Annotated in this window: 23 protein-coding genes; 13 read left to right on the top strand and 10 right to left on the bottom strand. The window is 73.2% G+C overall.

From position 1 onward, the window contains the following. The first annotated feature begins 3 nt into the window (after positions 1–3). The 5 genes from ACIGHB_RS08120 (at position 4) to folE (ending at position 6,001) form a co-directional block, all read left to right on the top strand. A complete protein-coding gene (locus ACIGHB_RS08120; protein ID WP_360314735.1) occupies positions 4–1,143 on the top strand; it encodes a zinc-dependent metalloprotease in 1,140 nt (379 codons plus the stop codon). Positions 1,144–1,466: 323 nt separating this feature from the next. Beyond that, positions 1,467–2,483: a tRNA lysidine(34) synthetase TilS gene (tilS, locus tag ACIGHB_RS08115; protein ID WP_399910585.1), complete on the top strand. Its 1,017-nt coding sequence runs from the start codon at positions 1,467–1,469 to the stop codon at positions 2,481–2,483. A gap of 41 nt (positions 2,484–2,524) precedes the next feature. Beyond that, the gene (gene hpt / locus ACIGHB_RS08110; RefSeq protein ID WP_067161225.1) at positions 2,525–3,064 is read left to right on the top strand and encodes a hypoxanthine phosphoribosyltransferase; all 540 of its coding nucleotides are present in this window, start codon (positions 2,525–2,527) and stop codon (positions 3,062–3,064) included. Between the two features lie 204 nt (positions 3,065–3,268). After that, entirely contained in the window at positions 3,269–5,296 is a 2,028-nt protein-coding gene (ftsH, locus tag ACIGHB_RS08105; protein WP_399910582.1) for an ATP-dependent zinc metalloprotease FtsH, read from the top strand. A 99-nt stretch (positions 5,297–5,395) separates the two neighbouring features. Further along, positions 5,396–6,001: a GTP cyclohydrolase I FolE gene (gene folE, locus ACIGHB_RS08100; protein WP_360314741.1), complete on the top strand. Its 606-nt coding sequence runs from the start codon at positions 5,396–5,398 to the stop codon at positions 5,999–6,001. Positions 6,002–6,019: 18 nt separating this feature from the next. Here the strand turns inward: folE and ACIGHB_RS08095 are convergent, their stop codons facing one another. From ACIGHB_RS08095 to ACIGHB_RS08070, 6 genes are all read right to left on the bottom strand, one after another. Beyond that, positions 6,020–6,499, bottom strand: coding sequence for a DUF3180 domain-containing protein (locus ACIGHB_RS08095; protein ID WP_360314743.1), 480 nt, complete (start codon positions 6,497–6,499; stop codon positions 6,020–6,022). Positions 6,500–6,547: 48 nt separating this feature from the next. After that, complete coding sequence (gene folK / locus ACIGHB_RS08090; RefSeq protein WP_360314745.1) at positions 6,548–7,147, bottom strand: 2-amino-4-hydroxy-6-hydroxymethyldihydropteridine diphosphokinase; 600 nt, start codon at positions 7,145–7,147, stop codon at positions 6,548–6,550. Next, positions 7,144–7,503, bottom strand: a complete 360-nt coding sequence (folB, locus tag ACIGHB_RS08085; protein WP_015034453.1) for a dihydroneopterin aldolase — start codon at positions 7,501–7,503, stop codon at positions 7,144–7,146. Before folB ends, folK begins: the two co-directional genes overlap by 4 nt. A 111-nt stretch (positions 7,504–7,614) precedes the next feature. After that, positions 7,615–8,034, bottom strand: a complete 420-nt coding sequence (locus ACIGHB_RS08080; protein WP_388877353.1) for a nuclear transport factor 2 family protein — start codon at positions 8,032–8,034, stop codon at positions 7,615–7,617. Positions 8,035–8,108: 74 nt separating this feature from the next. Next, entirely contained in the window at positions 8,109–8,972 is an 864-nt protein-coding gene (gene folP / locus ACIGHB_RS08075; RefSeq protein ID WP_399910577.1) for a dihydropteroate synthase, read from the bottom strand. A 37-nt stretch (positions 8,973–9,009) separates the two neighbouring features. Further along, positions 9,010–10,860, bottom strand: coding sequence for a phosphatidylglycerol lysyltransferase domain-containing protein (locus ACIGHB_RS08070; RefSeq protein ID WP_360314751.1), 1,851 nt, complete (start codon positions 10,858–10,860; stop codon positions 9,010–9,012). Positions 10,861–11,020: 160 nt separating this feature from the next. Here ACIGHB_RS08070 and ACIGHB_RS08065 point away from each other — a divergent pair, with 160 nt between their 5' ends. Continuing rightward, complete coding sequence (locus tag ACIGHB_RS08065) at positions 11,021–12,133, top strand: alpha/beta hydrolase-fold protein (RefSeq protein WP_360314753.1); 1,113 nt, start codon at positions 11,021–11,023, stop codon at positions 12,131–12,133. Between the two features lie 3 nt (positions 12,134–12,136). Here ACIGHB_RS08065 and ACIGHB_RS08060 read toward each other — a convergent pair whose 3' ends face one another. Continuing rightward, positions 12,137–13,216, bottom strand: coding sequence for an ABC transporter ATP-binding protein (locus ACIGHB_RS08060; protein WP_399910573.1), 1,080 nt, complete (start codon positions 13,214–13,216; stop codon positions 12,137–12,139). A 161-nt stretch (positions 13,217–13,377) separates the two neighbouring features. Between ACIGHB_RS08060 and ACIGHB_RS08055 the strand changes: the two genes are divergently transcribed. The 5 genes from ACIGHB_RS08055 (at position 13,378) to ACIGHB_RS08035 (ending at position 17,658) form a co-directional block, all read left to right on the top strand. Then, entirely contained in the window at positions 13,378–14,064 is a 687-nt protein-coding gene (locus ACIGHB_RS08055; RefSeq protein WP_399910570.1) for an ABC transporter permease, read from the top strand. A 1-nt stretch (position 14,065) separates the two neighbouring features. Continuing rightward, positions 14,066–14,734 carry an ABC transporter permease gene (locus ACIGHB_RS08050; RefSeq protein WP_360314759.1) on the top strand — a complete coding sequence of 223 codons (669 nt, stop codon included), beginning with the start codon at positions 14,066–14,068 and terminating at the stop codon, positions 14,732–14,734. A 95-nt stretch (positions 14,735–14,829) separates the two neighbouring features. Further along, positions 14,830–15,804 (top strand): ABC transporter substrate-binding protein, encoded by a 975-nt coding sequence (locus ACIGHB_RS08045; protein ID WP_360314761.1) that lies wholly within the window; start codon positions 14,830–14,832, stop codon positions 15,802–15,804. Positions 15,805–15,934: 130 nt separating this feature from the next. Then, positions 15,935–17,161 (top strand): hypothetical protein, encoded by a 1,227-nt coding sequence (locus tag ACIGHB_RS08040; RefSeq protein WP_399910565.1) that lies wholly within the window; start codon positions 15,935–15,937, stop codon positions 17,159–17,161. After that, entirely contained in the window at positions 17,158–17,658 is a 501-nt protein-coding gene (locus tag ACIGHB_RS08035) for a GNAT family N-acetyltransferase (protein ID WP_360306871.1), read from the top strand. The genes ACIGHB_RS08040 and ACIGHB_RS08035 overlap by 4 nt, the downstream gene beginning before the upstream one ends. Positions 17,659–17,767: 109 nt before the next feature. On the opposite strand, the gene ACIGHB_RS08030 is transcribed toward ACIGHB_RS08035, so the two are convergent. Continuing rightward, complete coding sequence (locus ACIGHB_RS08030; RefSeq protein ID WP_360306874.1) at positions 17,768–18,910, bottom strand: NADH-quinone oxidoreductase subunit D; 1,143 nt, start codon at positions 18,908–18,910, stop codon at positions 17,768–17,770. A 264-nt stretch (positions 18,911–19,174) separates the two neighbouring features. After that, entirely contained in the window at positions 19,175–20,176 is a 1,002-nt protein-coding gene (locus tag ACIGHB_RS08025) for an SAM-dependent methyltransferase (RefSeq protein WP_399910562.1), read from the bottom strand. 96 nt (positions 20,177–20,272) lie between these two features. Between ACIGHB_RS08025 and ACIGHB_RS08020 the strand changes: the two genes are divergently transcribed. Together ACIGHB_RS08020 and ACIGHB_RS08015 are read left to right on the top strand one after the other, a co-directional pair. Further along, the gene (locus ACIGHB_RS08020; protein WP_399910558.1) at positions 20,273–21,472 is read left to right on the top strand and encodes a sensor histidine kinase; all 1,200 of its coding nucleotides are present in this window, start codon (positions 20,273–20,275) and stop codon (positions 21,470–21,472) included. A gap of 37 nt (positions 21,473–21,509) precedes the next feature. Next, a complete protein-coding gene (locus ACIGHB_RS08015; RefSeq protein ID WP_399910555.1) occupies positions 21,510–22,187 on the top strand; it encodes a response regulator in 678 nt (225 codons plus the stop codon). An 85-nt stretch (positions 22,188–22,272) separates the two neighbouring features. Here ACIGHB_RS08015 and ACIGHB_RS08010 read toward each other — a convergent pair whose 3' ends face one another. Continuing rightward, positions 22,273–23,364 (bottom strand): DUF5937 family protein, encoded by a 1,092-nt coding sequence (locus ACIGHB_RS08010; RefSeq protein ID WP_360318327.1) that lies wholly within the window; start codon positions 23,362–23,364, stop codon positions 22,273–22,275. Positions 23,365–23,456: the final 92 nt, after the last annotated feature.

The raw sequence follows: 23,456 nt of genomic DNA, 5'->3' as shown, positions 1-23,456 counted from the left end.
CGCATGACGAGCATCGGTGGTGCAGGCACGTCCGGAATGGTCGACTGGAACCTCGCGGTCGCGACCGCGACCAGGCTGGTCCGCCCCGGCCCCGACGTCGGACGCGACGAGGCACGGGCCGTCGTCGCCGAACTCCGTCGGCACGCCAAGGCCGCCGAGGAACACGTCCGCGCCTACACCCGGATGCTCCCCGAAGGCGCCGAACCGCACGACACGCCCGTCCTCGTCGTCGACCGCACCGGCTGGATCAAGGCCAACGTCGCCGGCTTCCGCGAACTCCTCACCCCGCTCCTCGGCAAGATGCAGGAGCGCCGCACCACCACCCCCGGCGGCGCCGTCCTCGGCGCCGTCGGCGGCAAGGTCACCGGCGTCGAGCTCGGCATGCTGCTCTCCTTCCTGGCCTCCCGCATCCTCGGCCAGTACGAGACCTTCGCCCCCGTCACCCGCGACCTCCCCGGGGCCCCCGGAGGCGGCGGCCGCCTCCTCCTCGTGGCCCCCAACATCGTCCACGTCGAGCGCGAACTGGCCGTCTCCCCCCACGACTTCCGCCTCTGGGTCTGCCTCCACGAGGAGACCCACCGCACCCAGTTCACCGCCGTCCCCTGGCTCCGCGACCACCTCCAGGGCGAGATCCAGACATTCCTCGCCGCCACCGAGGTCGACCCCGGCACCTTCGTCGAACGCCTCCGCGAGGCCGCCCAGACCCTCGCCGGCGGCCGGCCCGAGGCCGAGGAGGGCGACCCGGCGCCGTCCCTCGTCGAACTCGTCCAGACCCCCGAGCAGCGCGAGATCCTCGGCCGCCTCACCGCCGTCATGTCGCTCCTCGAAGGCCACGCCGACTACGTCATGGACGGCGTCGGCCCCCAGGTCGTCCCCTCCGTCGCCGAGATCCGCGAGAAGTTCCAGCAGCGCCGCGCCCGCGGCGCCTCCCGCCTCGACCTCGCGCTGCGCAAGCTCCTCGGCCTCGACGCCAAGCTCCGCCAGTACCGCGACGGTGAGCGCTTCGTCCGCGCCGTCGTCGACCAGGTCGGCATGGACGGCTTCAACCGCGTCTGGACCTCCCCCAACACGCTTCCCACCAAGAGCGAGATCTCCGCCCCCGCCGACTGGATCGCGCGCGTGCACCGCCGGGCCGACTCCTGACGGCCGGAGCCTGAGGGCCGGAGCCTGGGGGCCGAAGCCTGAGGGCCGGAGCCTGGGGGCCGAAGCCTGAGGGTCGGCTCCCGAGGAAGGGTGAACCGTACGGCAGACTCCTGGGGCGGGAGCGCCGTACGGCACGACGACACCGGCGAAGACCCCGCCAATCACCCATCCGAGGGACCCTGGGCGTGGGGTGAGGCGTGCAATGCTCGGGTAAGGGCGACGTTTCTGTCACCATCGACGCACTCTGAGTGACCGAACACCCTGTTCCGACCGTTAAGACTCCGACCGAGGCACCCCACCCCATTCACGAAGGGCACCGAACCATGGGTCCCCATCCTGCGGTCGCGGCGATACGCCTGGCGGTCCGCCGCGTACTCCACGACGTCCTCACCGAGCACCCCACCGACCCCGCCGCCCCCCGCGACACGCACCCCCTCGTGCTCGTCGCCTGCTCCGGCGGAGCCGACTCCATGGCGCTCGCCTCCGCCCTCGCCTTCGAAGCGCGCAAACTCCCCGTCCGCGCCGGAGGCGTCACCGTCGACCACGGGCTCCAGCACGGCTCCGCCGGCCGCGCCGGCGAGGTCGCCGGCCGTATGACCGCCCTCGGCCTCGACCCCGTCGAAGCCCTCACCGTCACCGTCGGACGCGAAGGAGGTCCCGAAGCCGCCGCCCGCGACGCCCGCTACGCGGCCCTCGACACCGCCGCCGAGCGCCACGGCGCCACCGCCGTCCTCCTCGGCCACACCCGGGACGACCAGGCCGAGACCGTCCTCCTCGGCCTCGCCCGCGGCTCCGGAATCCGCTCCCTCTCCGGCATGGCCGCCGTCTCCGGCGCCCTCGGCCGCTACCGGCGCCCCTTCCTCCAGCTCGACCGCCAGACCGTCCGCACGGCGTGCATCGCCCAGGAGCTCGCCGTCTGGGACGACCCCCACAACAGCGACCCCGCCTACACCCGGTCCCGCCTCCGCCACGAGGGCCTCCCCGCCCTGGAGAAGGCCCTCGGCAAGGGCGTCGTCGAAGCCCTCGCCCGAACGGCCCAGCTCTCCCGCGACGACGCCGACGCCCTCGACACCTGGGCCGCCGACGCCGAGACCTCCGTACGCGACGAGGCGGGCGCCCTCGAATGCGCCAAGCTCCACGGCCTGCCCCCCGCCGTGCGCCGCCGCGTGCTGCGCCGCGCCGTGATCGCCGAGGGCGCACCCGCCGGCTCCCTCTTCGCCCGGCACATCGAAGAACTCGACCGGCTCATCACCGGATGGCGCGGCCAGGGCGCCATCAACCTGCCCGGCCGCGTCGAAGCCCGCCGCCAGGGTGGCAGACTGGTCATCCGGCAAGGCTGACGCACGCTGCAACGAAAGTGACCCGGGTGAACGAGAAGGACATGGGCACCGACCTCCAGTCGGTGCTCATCACCAAGGAAGAGATCGACGCCAAGCTGGCCGAGCTGGCCGCGAAGATCGACGCGGAATACGCGGGCAAGGACCTGCTCATCGTCGGAGTCCTCAAGGGCGCCGTGATGGTGATGGCGGACCTGGCACGCGCCCTGTCCACCCCCGTCACCATGGACTGGATGGCCGTCTCCTCCTACGGCGCGGGCACCCAGTCCTCGGGCGTCGTCCGCATCCTCAAGGACCTCGACACCGACATCAAGGGCAAGCACGTCCTGATCGTCGAGGACATCATCGACTCCGGCCTGACGCTCTCCTGGCTCCTGTCGAACCTCGGCTCGCGCGAGCCGGCCTCCCTGGAGGTCTGCACCCTGCTGCGCAAGCCCGACGCGGCCAAGGTCGCCATCGACGTCAAGTGGATCGGTTTCGACATCCCCAACGAGTTCGTCGTCGGCTACGGCCTCGACTACGCCGAGAAGTACCGGAACCTCCCCTTCGTCGGCACGCTCGCCCCGCACGTCTACGGCGGTTGAGCAGCCTCCCGCATCCGGGGAACCCGCACCGCCCTCCCCCCGTTGAACCACGGGAAGGCGGTCGCGGGCGACGATGCTGAGGTACCGTCCGAAGAACAGCTTTTCTCATACCGCTTTTCGCGCACAGCTTTCACACACAGAGCTTTCTCACACAGAGGCATTTACCTACGGGCAGGAGGGACGGAGCGTTCTCGCTCCGTATGGATGGACGTGAAGCGATACTTCCGTGGGCCGGTCATGTGGATCGTGCTGGCCGTCCTCGCCGTGGTCGTGCTGATGCAGGTCGTCGGCTCGTCCGAGGGCTACAAGACGGTGGACACCGGCGAGGTCGTCCAGGCGATCGACAAGAACCAGGTCAAGCAGGCAAAGATCACCACCGGTGACGAGCAGATCATCAAGATCGAGCTCACCGGTGACACCAAGATCGACGAAAGCAACAAGGTCCAGGCCAGCTACATCGGCAACCAGGGCGTCGATCTCGCCGACAAGCTCCAGGAGAAGTTCGAGGCCGGGCAGCTGGAGAAGGGCTACACCGTCTCCCCGACGAAGCAGTCGCCCTTCGTCTCGATCCTGCTCTCCCTCCTCCCCTTCGTCCTCATCGTGGTCGTCTTCCTCTTCCTGATGAACCAGATGCAGGGCGGCGGCTCCCGCGTCATGCAGTTCGGCAAGTCCAAGGCGAAGCTCATCACCAAGGACACGCCCAAGACCACCTTCGCCGACGTCGCCGGCTCGGACGAGGCCGTCGAGGAGCTCCACGAGATCAAGGAGTTCCTCCAGGAGCCCGCGAAGTTCCAGGCCGTCGGCGCCAAGATCCCCAAGGGCGTCCTGCTCTACGGCCCGCCCGGAACCGGCAAGACGCTCCTCGCGCGCGCCGTCGCCGGCGAGGCCGGGGTGCCCTTCTACTCGATCTCCGGCTCCGACTTCGTCGAGATGTTCGTCGGTGTCGGCGCCAGCCGGGTCCGCGACCTCTTCGAGCAGGCCAAGGCCAACGCCCCGGCCATCGTCTTCGTCGACGAGATCGACGCGGTCGGCCGCCACCGCGGCGCCGGCCTCGGCGGCGGTCACGACGAGCGCGAGCAGACCCTCAACCAGCTGCTCGTCGAGATGGACGGCTTCGACGTGAAGGGCGGCGTCATCCTGATCGCCGCCACCAACCGCCCCGACATCCTCGACCCCGCCCTCCTGCGCCCGGGCCGCTTCGACCGGCAGATCGCCGTCGACCGCCCCGACATGCAGGGCCGCCTGGAGATCCTCAAGGTCCACCAGAAGGGCAAGCCGGTCGCGCCCGACGTCGACCTCGGCGCCGTCGCCCGCCGCACCCCCGGCTTCACGGGTGCCGATCTCTCCAACGTCCTGAACGAGGCGGCGCTGCTGACCGCCCGCTCGGACAAGAAGCTGATCGACAACCACATGCTGGACGAGGCGATCGACCGCGTGGTCGCGGGCCCGCAGAAGCGGACCCGGATCATGTCGGACAAGGAGAAGAAGATCACCGCGTACCACGAGGGCGGCCACGCCCTGGTCGCGGCGGCCTCCCCCAACGCCGACCCCGTCCACAAGATCACCATCCTGTCCCGCGGCCGCGCCCTGGGCTACACGATGGTCCTCCCGGACGAGGACAAGTACTCCACCACGCGCAACGAGATGCTCGACCAGCTCGCCTACATGCTGGGCGGCCGCGCGGCGGAGGAGCTCGTCTTCCACGACCCGACCACGGGCGCCGCGAACGACATCGAGAAGGCCACGGCCACCGCCCGCGCGATGGTCACCCAGTACGGCATGACCGAGCGGCTCGGCGCCATCAAGTTCGGCGGCGACAACACCGAGCCCTTCCTCGGCCGTGAGATGTCGCACCAGCGCGACTACTCGGAAGAGGTCGCCGCGCTCGTCGACGAAGAGGTCAAGAAGCTCATCGAGACCGCGCACAACGAGGCGTGGGAGATCCTGGTCGAGAACCGCGACGTCCTCGACAACCTGGTCCTGGCCCTCCTGGAGAAGGAGACCCTGGGCAAGGAGGAGATCGCCGAGATCTTCGCGCCGATCGTCAAGCGCCCGGCCCGTCCGGCCTGGACCGGCTCGTCCCGCCGCACCCCGTCCACGCGTCCGCCGGTCCTCTCCCCCAAGGAGCTGGCCCTGACGAACACCGCGAACGGCACCTCGGCGAACGGCACGGCCCCGGTCGACACCACCAAGGGCATCGACATCGCCCCCGAGGACACCCCGGAGCCCTGAGCCCCGGCCCCCGGAATGGAAGCCGCGCCCCCACAGGTTCTAGCCTGTGGGGGCGCGGCCTTTTTCGCGCCATGTCACACCAGACGGAACGAGGCACAGATGACGGACCCGGTGACGCTGGACGGCGAGGGCACGATCGGCGAGTTCGACGAGAAGCGCGCCGAGAACGCCGTACGGGAGCTCCTCATCGCGGTCGGCGAGGACCCGGACCGCGAGGGCCTGAGGGAAACGCCGGCGCGGGTGGCGCGGGCGTACAAGGAGATCTTCGCCGGGCTGTGGCAGCGGCCGCAGGACGTGCTGACGACCACCTTCGACCTGGGCCACGACGAGATGGTGCTGGTCAAGGACATCGAGGTGTACTCGACCTGTGAGCACCACCTCGTCCCGTTCCGCGGGGTGGCCCACGTGGGCTACATCCCCTCCACCACGGGCAAGATCACGGGCCTGTCGAAGCTGGCCCGGCTGGTCGACGTCTACGCCCGCCGGCCCCAGGTGCAGGAACGTCTCACCACGCAGGTGGCGGACTCGCTGATGGAGATCCTGGAGCCGCGCGGGGTCATCGTGGTCTTCGAGTGCGAGCACATGTGCATGTCGATGCGCGGCATCCGCAAGCCGGGCGCGAAGACCATCACCTCCGCGGTCCGGGGACAGCTGCGCGACCCCGCGACCCGCGCCGAGGCGATGAGCCTCATCATGGCGCGCTGACGCGCGTCGGGATCGGCCTCAGGCCCGGGCGCCGCCCGGGCCTTCGTCGTCCTCCGGGAGCTTGCAGACGCGTTCCAGGAAGAGGGCGGCGGCGATGACGGCGGCGCCGGCGACGACGGAGGCGGCGGCGTAGAGGGCCTGGTCGCGGCGGGCGGGGACGTCGAGGGAGCCGAGGAGGAAGACGCCCACGCCGCCGTAGAGACCGGCGACGAGGGCGGCGACCAGGGCGCTGGCCTGGCCGAAGACGACCGCGCGGGCGGCCATCAGGGGTTCGACGCCCTTGGCGCCGGGGCGGCGCTCGCGCTGGGCCTTGAGGCGGGCCCTGAGGGAGAGGGCGGTGGCGGTGAGGACCACCGCGATCACGGCGAGGACGATGGGCGCGGCGAGCGGCACGCTGGGGAGCGTGCCGACCGAGTCCCACAGGCGGGCGCCGCCCCAGGAGAGGATGCCGGCGACCAGGAAGAGTCCGGCGAGCACCTTGAGCCGCAGTTGTTTCACCGGGAGTCCTTCACGTGGTCGCGGGTGGTCTGCCACGTAGCGTAACGATTACTCGGGGAGGCGGAGTTCCAGGTCGGTCCGGGGCGTCACGCCGGCGCGGTCGACGGCGGCCAGGAGGGCCGCCACCGGGCCGTGGCCGGGGAGCTGGGCCTCCGGGTCCATGTCGTGCCAGGGGGCGAGCACGAAGGCGCGCTGGTGGGCGCGGGGGTGCGGGAGGGTGAGGGCGGGGTCGTCGGAGACCGTGTCCGCGTACGTGATGATGTCGACGTCCAGCGTGCGGGCGCCCCAGCGCTCCTCCCGTACGCGGTAGAACGCCTCCTCGACGGCCTGGGCGCGCTCCAGGAGGGAGGAGGGCGGCAGGGTCGTCTTCACGAGGGCGACGGCGTTCAGGTACGAGGGCTGGCTGCCGGGCTCGACGCCCCAGGGCGCGGTCTCGTAGACCGGGGAGACGGCCTTGACGCGGAGGCCGGGGGTGTCGGCGAGGGCGTCGAGGGCTCCCTGGAGGTTCTCCAGGCGGTTGCCGAGGTTGGCGCCGAGGGCGAGGACCGCCCAGCGCGGGTTGGACAGGGTGCTGTCCGCGGCGTCGACGGCGGCGACGACCGAAGCCGGTACGGGCTGCACGGTGGGGTCGCTCTGGTTCGGTTTCATCGACGGCTCCGGGTGATCGTGATGGTGACGTCGTCGAAGGGGACGGTGATGGGGGCGTCCGGCTTGTGGACGACCACCTCCACTTCCTGGACGCCGGCGTGGCTGAGGCACTGCTGGGCGATGCGCTCGGCGAGGGTCTCGATCAGGTCGACGGGCTCTCCCTGGACGACGTCGACGACCTCCTCGGCGACGACGCCGTAGTGGACGGTCTTGGTGAGGTCGTCGTCTGCGGCCGCCGGGCGGGTGTCGAGGCCGAGGACCAGGTCCACGATGAAGGTCTGCCCCTCCTCGCGCTCCTTGGGGAAGACGCCGTGGTGACCTCGGGCCTTGAGGCCGCGCAGCGCGACACGATCCACGCGAATCACTCCTGCTGTCGTAGTTGCGGGGGCATCCGGCCGGGTGCGGACGGCCGGGTGTCCTTCATCGAATCTACCTGCGGGCACCGACAGCGCTTGCTGTCGGGGCCGTCAGGCGGAGGGTCCGGTGTCGTCGGCGGTGCCGGCGGGGGGTGTGTCGTCGTCGGGTCCGGCGATGACGGGGGAGGCGTGGTGCGACCAGATCCGCCAGCCCTCGGGGGTCCGGCGGAAGGCGTTGGTGGCGACGACGAGCTGTCCGACGAGGGGGCCGAGCTCGGCGCCGTCCTCGGCGGGGCCGCCGCTGAGGATGTTCTCGGTGCAGGTGACGAGCGCGGTGTCGCCGCCGATCGTGGTGCGTACGTCGGTGAGGAAGAACTGGATGTAGTCGGTGTGCGCCATGATCAGCGCGTACGAGCGGAGGACCTCGCCGCGGCCGGTGAGGACGGGCCAGCCGGGGTGGACGCAGGAGATCTCGGTGGCGCCGTCGTCGAGCCAGAGGTCCTGGAGCCGGTCGAAGTCGCCCTCCTCCATCGCCTCGTAGAAGGTGGTGTTGGCGGCTTCCACGGCGGCCCGGTCGGCGGCCCGGCCGGCCTCGCGCCCGCCGGTCACCGGGCTCCTTCGACGGCGCGGGCGACGCGGACGGCGTCGGCGCTGGCCCTGACCTCGTGGACGCGGACGGCCCAGGCGCCCGTGTGGGCGGCGAGGGCGGTGACGGCGGCGGTGGCGGCGTCGCGCTCGCGGGCGGGCGGCGGGGCGGCGCCTGGCTCGCGGGTGAGGACGTGGCCGAGGAAGCGCTTGCGGGAGGCGGCGACCAGGAGGGGGCGGCCGAGGGCGCGCAGCTCGGGGAGGTGGGCGACGAGCGCGAGGTCGTGCGGGGCGAGCTTGGCGAAGCCGAGGCCGGGGTCGACGACGATCCGCTCGGGGGCGATGCCGCCGTCGACGACGGCTTCCATCCGGGTGCGGAGTTCGGTGACGACCTCGGCGACGACGTCGTCGTAGACGGCGAGGCTGTTCATGCGGTCGCTGAAGCCGCGCCAGTGCATGACGACGAAGGGGACCTCGGCGGCGGCGACGGCGGGGACCATGCCGGGGTCGGCGAGGCCGCCGCTGACGTCGTTGACGAGTACGGCGCCCGCGGTGACGGCGGCGGCGGCGACGGAGGCGCGCATGGTGTCGACGGAGACGGTGACGCCTTCGGCGGTGAGGCCGCGGACGACGGGGACGACGCGGCGGAGCTCCTCGTCCTCGTCGACGCGGCTGGCGCCGGGCCGGGTGGACTCGCCGCCGACGTCGACGAGGTCGGCGCCCTGGGCGACGAGGTCGAGGCCGTGCTTGACGGCGGCCGTGGTGTCGAACCAGCGGCCGCCGTCGGAGAAGGAGTCCGGGGTCACGTTGACCACGCCCATGACCGCGCAGCGGTCCCACCCGGGGAGGCCGAGGGGGGCGCCCCGGTCGATCGTCGTACTCATACGACCAGCGTAGGGCCCGGCGGGGTGCGGGGCGGTTTCAGGCCGCACTGACCTCGTGCTCCCGGCCGCCGCGCTGGGGGACGACGTGGGCGCAGGGGCGGGGGGCGCGGGGGCGGCGGCGGGCGAAGGGGCGGGGCAGGGCGAGGGTGAGGAAGCCTTCGGCCTGCATGGCGGCGAGGCCGATGCGGGGCAGGTCGCGGCCGGCGCGGTAGACGACGAAGCGGGGTTCCCAGCGGGGCTGGAACTTGGCGTTGAACTTGTAGAGCGACTCGATCTGGAACCAGCGGGAGAGGAAGAGGAGCAGGCCGCGCCAGAGGCGGAGGACGGGGCCGGCGCCGATGCGTTCGCCGCGGGCGAGGGTGGAGCGGAACATGGCGAAGTTGAGGGAGACGCGGCGGATGCCGAGGCCGGGGGCGGCCTGGAGGGCGGCGACGATGAGGAGTTCGTTCATGCCGGGGTCGGCGGAGCGGTCGCGGCGCATGAGCTCCAGGGACATGCCGTCGGGGCCCCAGGGCACGAAGTGGATCATGGCTTTGAGGTCGCCGTAGGGGGAGGCGCCGCCGGGGTCGTCGGGGTCGGTGAGGTGGGCGGTCGCTATGACGGCGTCGCCGTCGCCGGGGGCGCCGATGCGGCCGAGGGCCATGGAGAAGCCGCGTTCGGTGTCGGTGCCGCGCCAGTCGGCGGCGGCGCGGCGGACGAGGGCGAGTTCGGCGTCGTCGAGGTCGCGGACCCGGCGTACGCGTGTGGTGTAGCCGTTGCGTTCGATGCGCTTGACCATCTGGCGGACGTTGCGCATGGAGCGGCCGGAGAGGGAGAAGGCGTCGACGTCGATGACGGCCTCGTCGCCGAGTTCGAGGGCGTCGAGTCCGGTCTCGCGGGTCCAGACCTGGCCGCCGGTCTCGGAGCAGCCCATGACGGCGGGGGTCCAGGAGTGGGCGCGGGCCTCGTCCATGAAGCGTTCGATGGCGCCGGGCCAGGCTTCGACGTCGCCGATGGGGTCGCCGCTGGCGAGCATGACGCCGGAGACGACGCGGTAGCAGACGGCGGCCTTGCCGCTGGGGGAGAAGACGACGCCCTTGTCGTGGCGGAGGGCGAAGTGGCCGAGGGAGTCGCGGCCGCCGTGGCGTTCGAGGAGGGCGCGGAGGCGGGTCTCGTCGTCGGCGGTGAGGCGGGCGGCGGGGTGTTCGGGGCGGAGCGCGAGGTACAGCGTGGTGAGGGCGGTGAGCATGCCGAGGGCGCCCAGGGAGTAGCCGACGGTCCAGTCGACGCCGTGGGTGTAGGCGACGGGGCCCTCGACGCCGAAGAGTCCGAGGAGGACGTGTTCGAGGCGGTCGGTGAGGCTGGGGTCGCCGACGACGCGGCGGGGGTGGGCGCTGACGACGACGAGGCCGAGGGCGAGGGAGCCGGCGCCCAGGACGACGAAGTTGGCGAGGGCGCGCCAGCGGCTGCGGGGGTCGGGGAGGGCGGCGAACTGGTCGCGATGGCGCAGCAGCAGGGCGAGCAGGGCGAGCGAGAGCAGGGAGCCGAGGACCGAGTGGCGCCAGACGAACTGGGCGGCGGCGCCGAGGGGGAGGAGCAGGACGACGGCTCGCCAGGCGCGGCGCTTGTGGCGCTTGAGGCCGTGGGCGAGGAGGAGCAGGAGGACGCCGGCGCTCATGGAGACGGCGGCGGAGAGCGGGCCGAGGGTGCCGGGGAGGACCTCGGCGAGGGCGTGGACCCGGCTGGCGCGGAACCGGGGGAAGACCCCGCCCGCGATGTCGAGGAGTCCGATCAGGGTGCAGGCCGTACCGACGAGGGAGGGGACCTTCTCGGGGGCCGGGCCGCGGAGAATTCGGCGGACCCGAACCGGAACCGATGATGTTTTGTCCCCATCTACCGTGACAGACATCGCTTCCCGCGCTTCCCGTGCGTCCGTGGTCGTTTTCGGCCCCGTTCGGGGCTCCCCTTAGGACGTGGCTGCGCGCGGGCGGGTTCATCCGGTCACAGGAAATTCTCAGGAAGTCGTCGGGACGTCCGGGAAGTCGTACGCAGGAAGGTTCGGGCGTCTGATGGGTCTCACCAGCGGCAAAGCCCTCGTCACGGCGGTGGCGTTGGCCGTCGCGCTGTTCTCGGTCACGGTGGTGCTGTGGCCCCGGCTGGCGCGGCGGGGGTGGCGGCCGGTCTTCGGCAGGGTGGGGCTGTTGCTGGCCACGCAGGTGGCGTTGTTCGCGGCGGTGGGGCTCGCGGCGAATCGTTCCTTCCTCTTCTACGGCTCCTGGGCGGACCTGTTCGGCCAGGAGCAGGAGATGGGGGTGGTCGTCGACCACGGCGCCGGTTCCAAGGACGTGCGGGTGGTGGGGACGCGCGCCCTGGACGTGCCGGGCGGGGCGCGGCCGGCGGTGGGCGGGCAGATCCAGGAGGTGGTGGTCCGCGGGGACCGGTCGGGGATCACCTCGCCGGCCTTCGTGTACCTGCCGCCGGAGTACTTCCAGGAGCGGTACGCGAAGCGGTCGTTCCCGGCGTCGGTGGTGCTGACGGGGTATCCGGGCACGGCGGAGAACCTGATCAAGGGGCTGAAGTACCCGCGGACGGCGTACCTCCAGGCGAAGGAGGGGCGGATGCAGCCGATGGTCCTGGTGATGCTGCGGCCGACGGTGGCGCCGCCGAGGGACACGGAGTGCGTGGACGTGCCGGGCGGTCCGCGGACGGAGACCTTCTTCGCCGAGGACCTGCCGAGGGCCGTGTCGGAGACGTACCGGGTGGGGACGAAGCCGCGGAACTGGGGGTTCATGGGGAACTCGACGGGCGGGTACTGCGCGCTGAAGATCGCGCTGAACCATCCGGACCGGTTCGTGGCGGGGGCGGGCTTCTCCGCGTACTACAAGGCGGCGGAGGACGTGACGACGGGTGACCTCTTCCACGGCGACCAGGCGCTGCGGCACCGGGCCGACCTGCTGTGGAGCCTGGACCACCGGGCGCAGCCGAGGTCGTCGTTCCTGGTGACGACGTCGAAGTCGGGCGAGGGGAACCGGAAGGGGACCGAGGAGTTCATCCGGAAGGTGAAGAGCCCGGCGCGGGTCTCCTCGATCACGCTGGACAGCGGCGGGCACAACTTCACCACCTGGAACCGGGAGATCCCGCCCGGCCTGGTGTGGATGAGCGGGAAGCTCCGGGCGGACTGACGCCTACGCGGTGGCGCGGCGCAGCGCGCGGTGGACGCCGGCGGGGGTGAGGGTGCCGAGCGGCCGGCCGCCGGCGTCGGTGACGGTGAGCCGCCCGGAGTCGTCCTGGAGCAGCAGGGCGAGCGCGTCCTTCAGGCTCCCGCCGAGGGGGACGGTACGCGCGCGCGTGGCGGGGGTCCCGGCGGGGCCGGCGGGGTCCGTGGGGTCCGTGAGGCCGGTCGGGTCCGTGAGGCCGGCCGGGTCCGTGGGGCCGCTCGGGTCCGTGGGGCCGGCCGGGTCCGTGGCCGCCTCGGTGGTCCCGGCGGGCAGCGGGTCCAGGTCTTCGGCGGTGACGGGGGTGACCGCCAGCCGCTTGAGGGCGCGGTCGCCGCCGACGAAGTCGGCCACGTACGGGGTGGCGGGTGAGGCGAGCACGGTGGCCGGGGTGTCGAACTGCTCGATGCGGCCCTGCCCGTAGACGGCCATGCGGTCGCCCATCCGGACGGCCTCCTCGATGTCGTGGGTGACGAGGAGGACGGTCTTGCGCACGGTGGCCTGGAGGGCGAGGAACTCGTTCTGGAGCCGTTCGCGGACGACCGGGTCGACGGCGCCGAAGGGCTCGTCCATGAGGAGGACCGGCGGGTCGGCGGCGAGTGCGCGGGCCACGCCGACGCGCTGGCGCTGGCCGCCGGAGAGCTGCGCGGGGTAGCGGGGGCCGTGCACGGCGGGGTCGAGGCCGACGAGTTCGAGGAGTTCGGCGGCACGCGCGCGTGCCGCCGCCTTCTTCCAGCCGAGCAGGGCGGGGACGGTGGCGGTGTTGTCCAGGACCGTGCGGTGCGGGAAGAGCCCGACCTGCTGGATGACGTATCCGATCTTGCGGCGCAGGGCGACCGGGTCCACCCCGGCGATGTCCCGGCCGTCGACGAGGACGCGGCCCGAGGTCGGTTCGACCAGCCGGTTCACCATCATCATCGTGGTCGTCTTGCCGCAGCCCGAGGGGCCGACGAGCGTGACGAGCTCACCCTCGGCGACCTCGAAGGAGAGGCCGTCGACCGCGGTGGTGCCGTCCGGATAGCGCTTGGTCACCTGTTCGAACCGGATCATGGGCCCATTCTGTCCCCTCGCCACCCGGTGTGTGTGAAGGCGGTGTTGCGGCGACGTGGCGGAACGGCGGCGCGGACCGCCGGATCGGCCGGATTGTCGGTGGCGGCGGTTAGGGTCGTCCAGACACACGTTCTAGCGGCGGCGACCTGGGGGAGGTCCGGATGAGCGCGCCGAACTGCCTGGTCGCCAACGACTGGATCTGCGGGGAGTATCTGCGCACCCGCCGCGAGGAGCTGACCGACGCCCTGGTCCAGCACATCGGCATCACCACCGCCTCGGTGGTGATCGCGCTGCTCGTGGCCGTGCCGCTGGCCCTCCTCGTGCGGGCCCGGCCCCGCCTCGCCGCCCCCGTCCTCGGGCTGACCACCCTGCTCTACACGGTGCCGTCGCTCGCCATGTTCTCGCTGCTGCTGCCCGTCTTCGGGCTCTCCTCCGCCCTCGTCGTCACCGGCCTGGTGCTGTACGCGCTGACGATCCTGGTACGCAACACCCTGGCCGGCCTCGAAGCCGTCCCGGCCGAGACCCGGGCGGCCGCGCGCGGCCTGGGCTTCGGCCCCTGGCGGCTGCTCTGGCAGGTCGAACTGCCCCTCGCCCTGCCGGTCCTGATGGCCGGCGTCCGGATGGCCACCGTCTCCACGATCGCGCTCACCACCATCGGCTCGGTCGTCGGCCGCGGCGGCCTCGGCAACCTCATCGAGGACGCGCTGCCCACCTTCTTCAAGGCGCAGGTGCTCGCCGCCTCCGTGCTGTGCGTGCTGCTCGCCGTCGTCGCCGACCTGCTGCTCCTGGGTGTCCAGCGGCTGCTCACGCCCTGGTCCCGGGTCCAGGGCGCGCCGGGAGGTGGGTGAGGTGGGGGTCGTGACGGACGCGTGGGCCTGGCTCACCACCGGCGCGCACTGGTCCGGCGAGGACGGCATCACCGCGCGCCTCGCCGAGCACGCGTACGTGAGCGCGCTGGCGCTGCTGATCGCCGGCGCGGTCGCGCTGCCGCTCGGGCTCTGGCTCGGCCACGTCGGGCGCGGCGGCGCGCTGGCGGTCAACGTGTCGAACGTGGGGCGGGCGGTCCCGGTCTTCGCCGTCCTCGCCCTCTTCATGGTCTCCCCGCTGCGGAACGCGGGCTATGTGCCGACCGTCTCCGCCCTGGTCCTCTTCGCGATCCCGCCGCTGCTGACCAACGCGTACGTGGGGGTGCGCGAGGTGGACCGCGCGGCGGTCCGCGCGGCCCGGGGCATGGGCATGACGGGCGGTCAGGTCTTCCGGCGGGTCGAGCTGCCGCTGGCCGCCCCGGTGGTGATGACCGGCGTCCGCTCCGCCGCCGTGCAGGTGGTCGCCACGGCGACCATCGCCGCCATGGTCGGCCAGGGCGGCCTCGGTCGCATCATCACGGCCGGCTTCGCGCTCTACGACACCGCCCAGGTGGTCGCGGGCGCCGTCCTGGTGGCCCTGCTCGCGCTCGTCGTCGAGGGCCTGCTGATCGGCCTGGACCGGCTCCTCGTCCCCCGGCCGCCCCGGACATGACGCCGCCGCCCGGTCACGACCCGGCCGCCCCGGACATGACGTATCCGCCCCGGACTTGACGTATCAGGACACCGAGAGAGCGAAGGACTTCATCCGTGAACAGGATCTCGCGCGCCACCGGCGCGCTGCTGGGTGCCGCCGCGCTGGCCGTCTCGCTCGCCGCGTGCGGCGGCGACAGCCTGGAGCAGGGCAAGGAGAAGACGTCCGGGGGCTCCGGCGGCGACAAGGGCTCGCTGGTCGTCGGCGCGGCCGCCTTCACCGAGTCGAAGGTGCTCGCCGAGCTGTACGCGCAGCTGCTGCGCGACGAGGGGTACGCGGTCTCGGTCACCACCGTGAAGAACCGCGAGCTGTACGAGCCGGCCCTGGAGAAGGGCGAGATCGACGTCGTACCGGAATACGCGGCGACGCTCGCGGAATTCCTCAACGCGAAGGTGAACGGGCCGAAGGCGCCCGAGGAGAAGCCGGTCGCCTCCGGTGACGTGAACTCCACCGTGGCCGCGCTGCGGAAGCTCGCGGAACCGCGCGGACTGAAGGTCCTGGACGCCGGCGAGGCGGTCGACCAGAACGCCTTCGCGGTGTCGAAGGAATTCGCCGAGAAGAACAAGCTGAAGACGCTTTCCGATCTCGGCGCCGCCAAGCTGAAGGTGAAGATCGCGGCGGGTGACGAATGCGCGGTCCGCCCCTTCTGCGCCCCCGGTCTGAAGACGACCTACGGCATCGACGTGACGGGCGTCGACCCGAAGGGCGTCGGCACCCCGCAGGCCAAGCAGGCCGTCAAGGACGGCGTGGACCAGCTGGTCCTGACGACCACCACGGACGCCACGGTGGACAGCTTCGGCCTGGTCTTCCTGGAGGACGACAAGAAGCTCCAGAACGCGGACAACGTGCTGCCCGTGGTGAACGCGAAGGAGGCCGGGGCGCCCGAGGTGACCGCCGCGCTCGACAAGATCACCAAGGTGCTCACCACAGCGGATCTCGCCGAACTCAACCGCAAGGTCGACGCCGAGCGGGCCAAGCCCGAGGACGTGGCCGCCGCCTATCTGAAGGAGAAGGGGCTGGTCGGCAAGTAGGTCCCGGAGAGGGGAAGTCGGCCCGAAGCGGAAGCGGAACGCGCTCTCTCCGATTCCGTTGTCGAGAAGTGGCCAAGAGATTGCCGGGCCGACTCCCCACACCGTGCCTACGCACGGTAAATTTCAGGCCATGCCACGTGGACGCCACCGCCATTCCCCGCCTCTGCACAAGCTGATGCCGCCCTCGGCGGTCGCCGGCGCCGCGGTTGTCTGCGCCGGGGCGGCCTGGATTCCAGGGGAACTCGTGGTCGTCCGGCTGCTGGCCGTCGCGGCGGCGGCCGCCGCCGTCACCGGTGCCGTCCTCATGCGCGGCTGGGACCGCAGCGCCGGCCGCCAGGTCGCCGAGCTGACCCGGGCCCGCACCGCCGACCAGTGGAAGGCCGACGAGCGCCTCGCCGAACTGGAAGCGGACCTGGAGGAGTCCCGCGCCCTGCGTATCCGCCTCGACGCCAAGCTCCGCGCCAAGCGCGTCGAACTGGCCGGGCTGCGCGGCGAGCACGCCGACCTGCTGCGCCGCTACGCGACCGCGGAGACCGAGCGCGCCAGCGCCCTGGAGGGCCGCCGCGTCCTGGCCCAGGCGAACGCCGAGGCCCCCAAGGAGCTGCCCGCCGGCGGCTCGACGCCCACCCCTGAGGCGTACCGCCGCGCCGCCGAGGCCCTGCGCGACCTGCCCCGCAACGCCGCCGCCCAGCGGGCCCGCCGCACCGCGGCGGCGGCCCGCGCCCGCGACCTCGCCGAGCGCGCGGCCGAGACGGACGAGCCGCGCGGCCGGCACGCCGCCGAGCAGCACGCCCGCCCGGCGGCCCAGGACGGCCGGGGCGAGAAGGGAGACCCGGAGGACCCGGCGGGTCCGGCGGCCCTCGCCCCCGTGGCCGCCGCGAAGGCGCTGCCCCCGGCCGCCCCGGCGCAGGACCGCGCCCCGGCGGTCCCCGCGGCCAGCGCGATCGTCCCCTACGCGGCCCGCCGCCCCGTCCAGCGCACCGAGGGCGGCTTCGACTTCTTCGGTACGCAGAAGGCGGCGGCGATCGAGGCCGTCCAGGACACCGACCTCGCCGACGTGGTGGGCGAGGAGGTCCTGGAGGAGGTCCGCGCGGCTGCCGCGACCCCGGACCTCGCCCCGGTCCTCACCCCGGTCCCGGCCACGGCCGCCACCGGGATGCGCGAGAAGCCCGCAGCGGAGGAGTCGGAGGCCGGGCAGTCCGCGGCCGGGCAGCCGGCGCCCGAGCAGCCGGCCGCCGACGAGCCCGTCGTGGTCCGCCCCTCCGCCCACGGCCCGATCGGCCAGGTCATCGACCTGACCGCGCACGACGAGACCGAGCAGCTCGACCTCGCCGAGCTGCGCGCCGTCAACCAGTGACGCACCGCCTCGGCCTCCTCCTCCCGGAGGAGGCCCCGGCCCGCCGCGACGAGCTGATCGCCCTGTGCGCCCAGGCGTTCGCCGGAGCGCCCTGGCACGAGCCGCCGCTCGGGGCCGTACGGACCGTGAACCGGCTCCTCGACTCCGCCGCCCGGCGCCCCGACTTCCACGCGGCGACCGCCCTCGGCCCCGACGGCGAACTCCTCGGCCTCGCCGCGGGCTGGACCGACACCGCCCTCTCCGGCGCGGACCCCGCCTTCGAGCTCGCCGAACTCGTCGTCGCCCCCGCCCACCAGGGCCGGGGCCTCGGCCGGGCGCTCCACGACGCCCTGCTCGTCGTCGCCGAGGCCGGCCCCGCGCTGCTGATGACCCTCGACGTGCCGGAGCTGACGGGCCGGTACGCCCGCTGGGGCTGGTCGGTCGTCGACCGCCGCCGCCCCGCCCGGGAGGAACGCGACTACGTGGTGATGCGCCTGGCCCGGACGGACCGCGCCTGAGACACGACCGCCTCCGACCGGGCGGACCCGGACCGGGCGGATCCGGGCCGGGCGGATCCGGGCCGGGCGGATCCGGACCGGGCGGATCCGGACCGGGCGGACCCGGCCGTCACTTGTCGATGTCGCCGACGACGAAGAAGAACGAGCCCAGGATCGCCACCATGTCCGCCACCAGCGTCCCCGGCAGCAGCTCCACCAGCGCCTGGATGTTGTTGTACGAGGCCGAGCGCAGCTTCAGCCGGTACGGGGTCTTCTCCCCCTTCGACACCAGGTAGTAGCCGTTCAGCCCGAGCGGGTTCTCGGTCCAGGCGTACGTGTGCCCCTCCGGCGCCTTCAGGACCTTCGGCAGCCGCTGGTTGACGGGCCCCTGCGGCAGCTCGGCCAGCCGGTCCAGACAGGCGTCCGCCAGCTCCAGGGAGTTGTGCGTCTGCTCCAGCAGGCACTCGAAGCGGGCCAGGCAGTCGCCCTCCTCGCGGAGCACCACCCGCAGGGTGTCCTGGAGCTCCCCGTAGGCCAGGTACGGCTCGTCCCGCCGCAGGTCGAAGTCGACGCCGGAGGCGCGGGCGATCGGACCGGACACCCCGAAGGCGTGCACCGTCTCGCGGGCCAGCACGCCGACCCCGCGTGTACGGGCGCGGAAGATCTCGTTGCCGAGGACCAGACGGTCGTACACGTCCATCCGCGACCGCACGTCCGCGACCGCCTGCCGGGCCCGGCCGAGCCAGCCCGCCGGCAGGTCCTCCTTGAGGCCGCCCACCCGGTTGAACATGTAGTGCATCCGGCCGCCGGACACCTCCTCCATCACCGTCTGGAGCTCCTCGCGCTCCCGGAAGGCGTGGAAGACGGGGGTGATCCCGCCCAGCTCCAGGGGGTACGACCCCAGGAACATCAGGTGGTTGAGGACCCGGTTCAGCTCCGCGAGCAGCGTCCGCAGCCACACCGCCCGCTCCGGCACCTCCATGCCGAGCATCCGCTCGACGCCCATCACCACGCCGAGCTCGTTGGAGAAGGCCGACAGCCAGTCGTGCCGGTTCGCCAGCATGACGATCTGGCGGTAGTCACGCGCCTCGAAGAGCTTCTCGGCGCCCCGGTGCATGTAGCCCACGACCGGTTCCGCGTGGCGGATCACCTCGCCGTCGAGCACGAGCCGCAGCCGGAGCACGCCGTGCGTGGAGGGGTGCTGCGGGCCGATGTTCAGCACCATGTCGGTGCTCTCCGCCGCGCCGCCGATGCCGACCGTGGTCTCCGTCATGCCGCACAGTATCCCCCGCCGCGCACCCCCTCCGGCGGGTCGGCCCCCAGCCTGTGGACAACCCGCCCACCGGCCGGCCGGGCCCTGTGGACAACCCGTCCGCCCGTCACCCGGGCCCCGCGGACAACCCGCCCGCCCGTCACCCGGGCCCCGTGGACAACCCGCCCGCCGCTCACCCGGGCCGCCCTCCGGACGACGGCCCGGCCCGCCTGATCCCGCCGCCGGAATCCCCCGGACCCGCTGGGGTTCAGCCGCCGGAATCCCTCAGACCCGCTGGCTCAGCCACAGGAAGTCGCCCAGGCCACCCCGCGCGGTCAGCTCCGCCGCCTCCCCGGCGGCGGACAGCGCCCGCACGTACGCCACCGGGTCGGTCGAGGCCAGTGCCAGCGGCGGCCGCCCGCCGGAGACCCCGAGCCGGCGCAGCGCCTCCCGCTGGGTCGTCAGCTCCGGCGCCACGCGCGCGTGGACCGCCGCCGCGCACGCGTCCAGGGCCACATGGGCGGTGAGGTCGCCGGCGCCGTCCGGGACCGGCGCGACCTCGCGGCCCGCCCGGAAGCCGGTCAGCGTCCCGAAGGGCGGCCGGGAGTCCCGTACGTGCCCGTAGTCCACCGCCACCGCGAGGCCCGCCGCCAGAGAACCGGCCGCCGCCGCCCACGCCGCGTCCCGGGGCCCGCCGATCTCCGCCCGCTCGCCGGGTGCCGACAGCGGCCACCAGCGGGCCAGCCACTCCCGGTCCGCGCCCTCGACCGGGCCGCCGAGACGCTCCGTACCGTCGCGGCGCACCTCCACGTACCGGACCGTGCCGTCCTCGTCGACCTCGGCGACGTCCACCGGCACGTTGTCCAGCCACTCGTTCGCGAAGAGCAGCCCGCGCACCCCCTCCGGCGGCCGGCCGGTCCACTCCACCCGGGGGTCGAGCCCCTCCGGCCGGGCGGCCCGCTCGACCGCGTACGCCCGCACCCGCAGCCCCGCCGGGACGGCCGCCAGCACCCCGGTCACCAGCTCGCCCCGGCCCGCGCCCATGTCCACCAGGGCGACCTCGTCGGTGTCCAGCTCCCGCGCCGTGGCGACGAGCAGCCGGGCCACCGCCGCCGCGAAGAGCGGCGAGGCGTGCACCGAGGTGCGGAAGTGGCCCGCGGGGCCCTCGGGCCGCAGGAAGAACCCCCCGGGGCCGTACAGCGCCCGCTCCGCCGCCTCACGCCAGCCCCGCCACTCCCGCCCGTCGTCCGCGGGCGGCCGCGTCCCGTCCGTCACCTCATCCGTCACGGACCCCAGTCTCCACCCCCGGTCGTACGGGTCCCGCCGCAAGGATCGACCGCACGGTTGATCCCCCGCCCGCACGCTTTCCCTACTCTGGGTTACGTGCAGCGCCTCTACGACTTCATCCGCAGCCACCCGACGGGTTTCGACGTCTTCTGGGCCGTCGTCCTCCTCGGGATGTCCGTGCTGTGGATCGGGTCGCTCCCGGCCCTCGGCAACCCCGTCGGCTACGTGGCGGTCGCCGCGCTCTACTCGCTGGTCGTCGCGCTGCGGCGGCGGGCGCCGGAGCGGATGCTGGTGCTCACCGTCGGGCTCGGCCTGGTGCAGCTGGCCCTCGACGTCGAACCGTTCGTCGCCAACTTCGCCATGCTCGTCATGATCTTCACCGTCGCCGCCCACGACGGCCCCCGGTGGGCCTCCCGCCTCGCCCTCGTCGGCGGGCTCTGCGCCGCTCCGATCTCCCAGCTGAGATGGCCCCTGGAGGAGACCGTCTCGGTGCCGGCCCGGGTGTTCTTCACGGTGATCATGGCCGTGCCGTTCGCCCTCGCGTGGGTCCTCGGCGACTCGCTCCGGACCCGCCGCGCCTACTTCGTCCAGCTGGAGGAGAAGGCCGCCCGCCTGGAGAAGGAGCGGGAGGCGCAGGCCAAGGTCGCGGTCGCCGCCGAGCGGGCCCGGATCGCCCGCGAGCTCCACGACGTCGTCGCGCACAACGTGTCGGTGATGGTGGTGCAGGCGGACGGCGCCGCGTACGTCATGGACTCCTCCCCGGAGACCGCCAAGCAGGCCCTGGAGACCATCTCCGGCACCGGCAGGCAGGCGCTCGCCGAGATGCGCAGGCTGCTCGGCATCCTGCGCACCGGCGAGCACAAGGAGGCGGGGGAGTACGTGCCGCAGCCCGACGTGGAGCAGATCGAGGAGCTGGTCGAGCAGGTCAGGGGCGCCGGTCTCACCGTCGACCTCACCGTCGAGGGCACCCCGCGCGAGCTGCCCACCGGCGTCGGCCTGACCGCCTACCGGATCGTCCAGGAAGCCCTCACCAACACCCGCAAGCACGGCGGCCCCGACGCCGGTGCCAGCGTCCGCCTCGTCTACTTCGACGACGGCCTCGGCCTGCTCGTCGAGGACGACGGCAGGGGAGCCCCCCAGGAGATGTACGAGGACGGCGGCGCCGACGGGCGCGGGCACGGTCTCATCGGCATGCGGGAGCGGGTCGGCATGGTGGGCGGCACCCTCGACGCGGGCCCCCGCCCGGGCGGCGGTTTCCGGATCAGCGCGCTGCTGCCGCTCAAGCCAGCACACTGAGAGCCCGAGCTTCGTCCCCACTCACCGAAGGAACCGCATGTCCATCCGCGTGATGCTCGTCGACGACCAGGTGCTCCTCCGCACCGGTTTCCGCATGGTGCTGGCCGCCCAGCCGGACATGGAGGTCGTGGCGGAGGCGGGCGACGGGGCGGAGGCCCTGGAGGTGCTGCGGGCCACCCAGGTCGACGTGGTCCTCATGGACGTCCGGATGCCGCGCCTCGACGGCGTGGAGGCCACCCGCCGGATCTGCGCCCAGCCCGACGCCCCCAAGGTGCTCATCCTGACCACCTTCGACCTGGACGAGTACGCGTTCTCCGGCCTGAAGGCGGGCGCGAGCGGCTTCATGCTGAAGGACGTGCCCCCGGCCGAGCTGCTCGGCGCGATCCGCTCCGTGCACAGCGGCGACGCCGTCGTCGCCCCCTCGACCACCCGCCGCCTCCTGGACCGCTTCTCCCCGATGCTGCCGTCCTCCGGCCGCGAGCCCGAGCACCGCGAGCTGGAGAAGCTGACCGAGCGCGAGCGGGAGGTCATGCTCCTCGTCGCCCAGGGCCTCTCCAACGGCGAGATCGCCGCCCGGCTCGTGCTCTCCGAGGCGACGGTCAAGACCCACGTGGGCCGCATCCTCACCAAGCTGGGCCTCCGCGACCGCGTCCAGGTCGTCGTCCTCGCGTACGAGACGGGCCTGGTCCGCGCGGGCGGCGGCGCCAAGGGCTGACGGCGGTGCTGCGCTGAGCCGGTCCCGCCCGGCTCGGCGCAGGCCACGCCCGGCTCGGCGCGGCAGCGAGTCGGTCCCGCCCGGCTCAGCGCAGCACCGACTCCAGAAAGTCGCTGCCCAGGCGGGCGACGACCGAGAAGTCGAGCTGGTGGAGGACGTACCGGCCCCGGCGGCGGGTGGTGAGGAGCCCGGCCTTCCGCAGCACCGCCAGGTGCCGGGAGACCTCCGGCGCGGTGATGCCGTACGTGTCGGCCAGCTCGCTCGTCGAGTACGGGCCGCGCGCCAGGCTCCGGCACATCCGCATCCGCACCGGGTGGGCGAGCGCGTCCAGGCGGAGCCGCACGGTCTCGACCGACTCCAGGCCGCCGACCTCGCGGCTCGCCGCCGGATACATGATCACCGGCTGCCAGCCGGGCGAGTACAGGGCCATCAGATGCGGCCGGCCGAAGACGCTCGGCACCAGCGTGACGGCTCCGGCGCGGGCGTCCGCCCGCGCCTCCATCAGCTTGTCGACCACGATCCGGGCGCTCTCGCCGTCCTCCTCCAGGCTCAGCGCCGGAGACGCGTCCGCGAGGGCCTCGGCCAGCCCCTTGTGGCGCATCAGCTCCGTCTTGTGGCGGGCGTCGGCGGCGAGCTGCACCCGGATCCGCCGCCAGGCGTCGGCGAAGAACGCCTCGTCGCAGTCCTCCATCAGACGCCGGATCCACGCGCGCGTGGCGGCCGGCGCGGCGAGCATCCGCTCCACGAACGCGGCCTGCCGGGGACCGCGCGCGGCGGCCAGGTCCAGGGCCCGCCGCGCGGACCGCTCGTCCACCAGCGGCGACGGGATGCCGCCCCGGGCGTAGAGCGGGCTGCACGAGATCTCCAGGGCGGCGCCGACGAACTTCTCGTCGTCCAGCCGGTCCAGGTCGTCGAGCTCCTCGGCCAGCGTCTCCCGGGGCCGGGCCGGCAGCAGGAAGTCCGAGCGGGTCGACCGCCACATGAAGTCGGCCTCCAGGAGCCGGTCGGCGAGACCGGGCTCCAGGGCGGCGGTGGTCGCCGTCGCCCACGCGTGGTGGCCGGGATGGTGGCCCGGCTCCGCCAGGACGTGGACGGCGTTGCCGAGCTCGGCCAGCGGCGAGGGACAGAAGACGATCCGCTCGGGCGGCACTCCGGTGATGTCGATGGTCACGCTCACGCCCCCATGGTGCGGGACGCACCGGGGCCCGCGTCCCTCCGATTGACGAGGGCCGTCAATCGGAGCGCGGGGCGGCCGCCGGCGGCCCCAGG

Source organism: Streptomyces sp. NPDC085460, from assembly GCF_044541975.1.
Taxonomy (GTDB): Bacteria; Actinomycetota; Actinomycetes; order Streptomycetales; family Streptomycetaceae; genus Streptomyces.
Note: the sequence above shows the minus strand (reverse complement) of the source record. Positions and strands in the feature narration are given on the sequence as shown.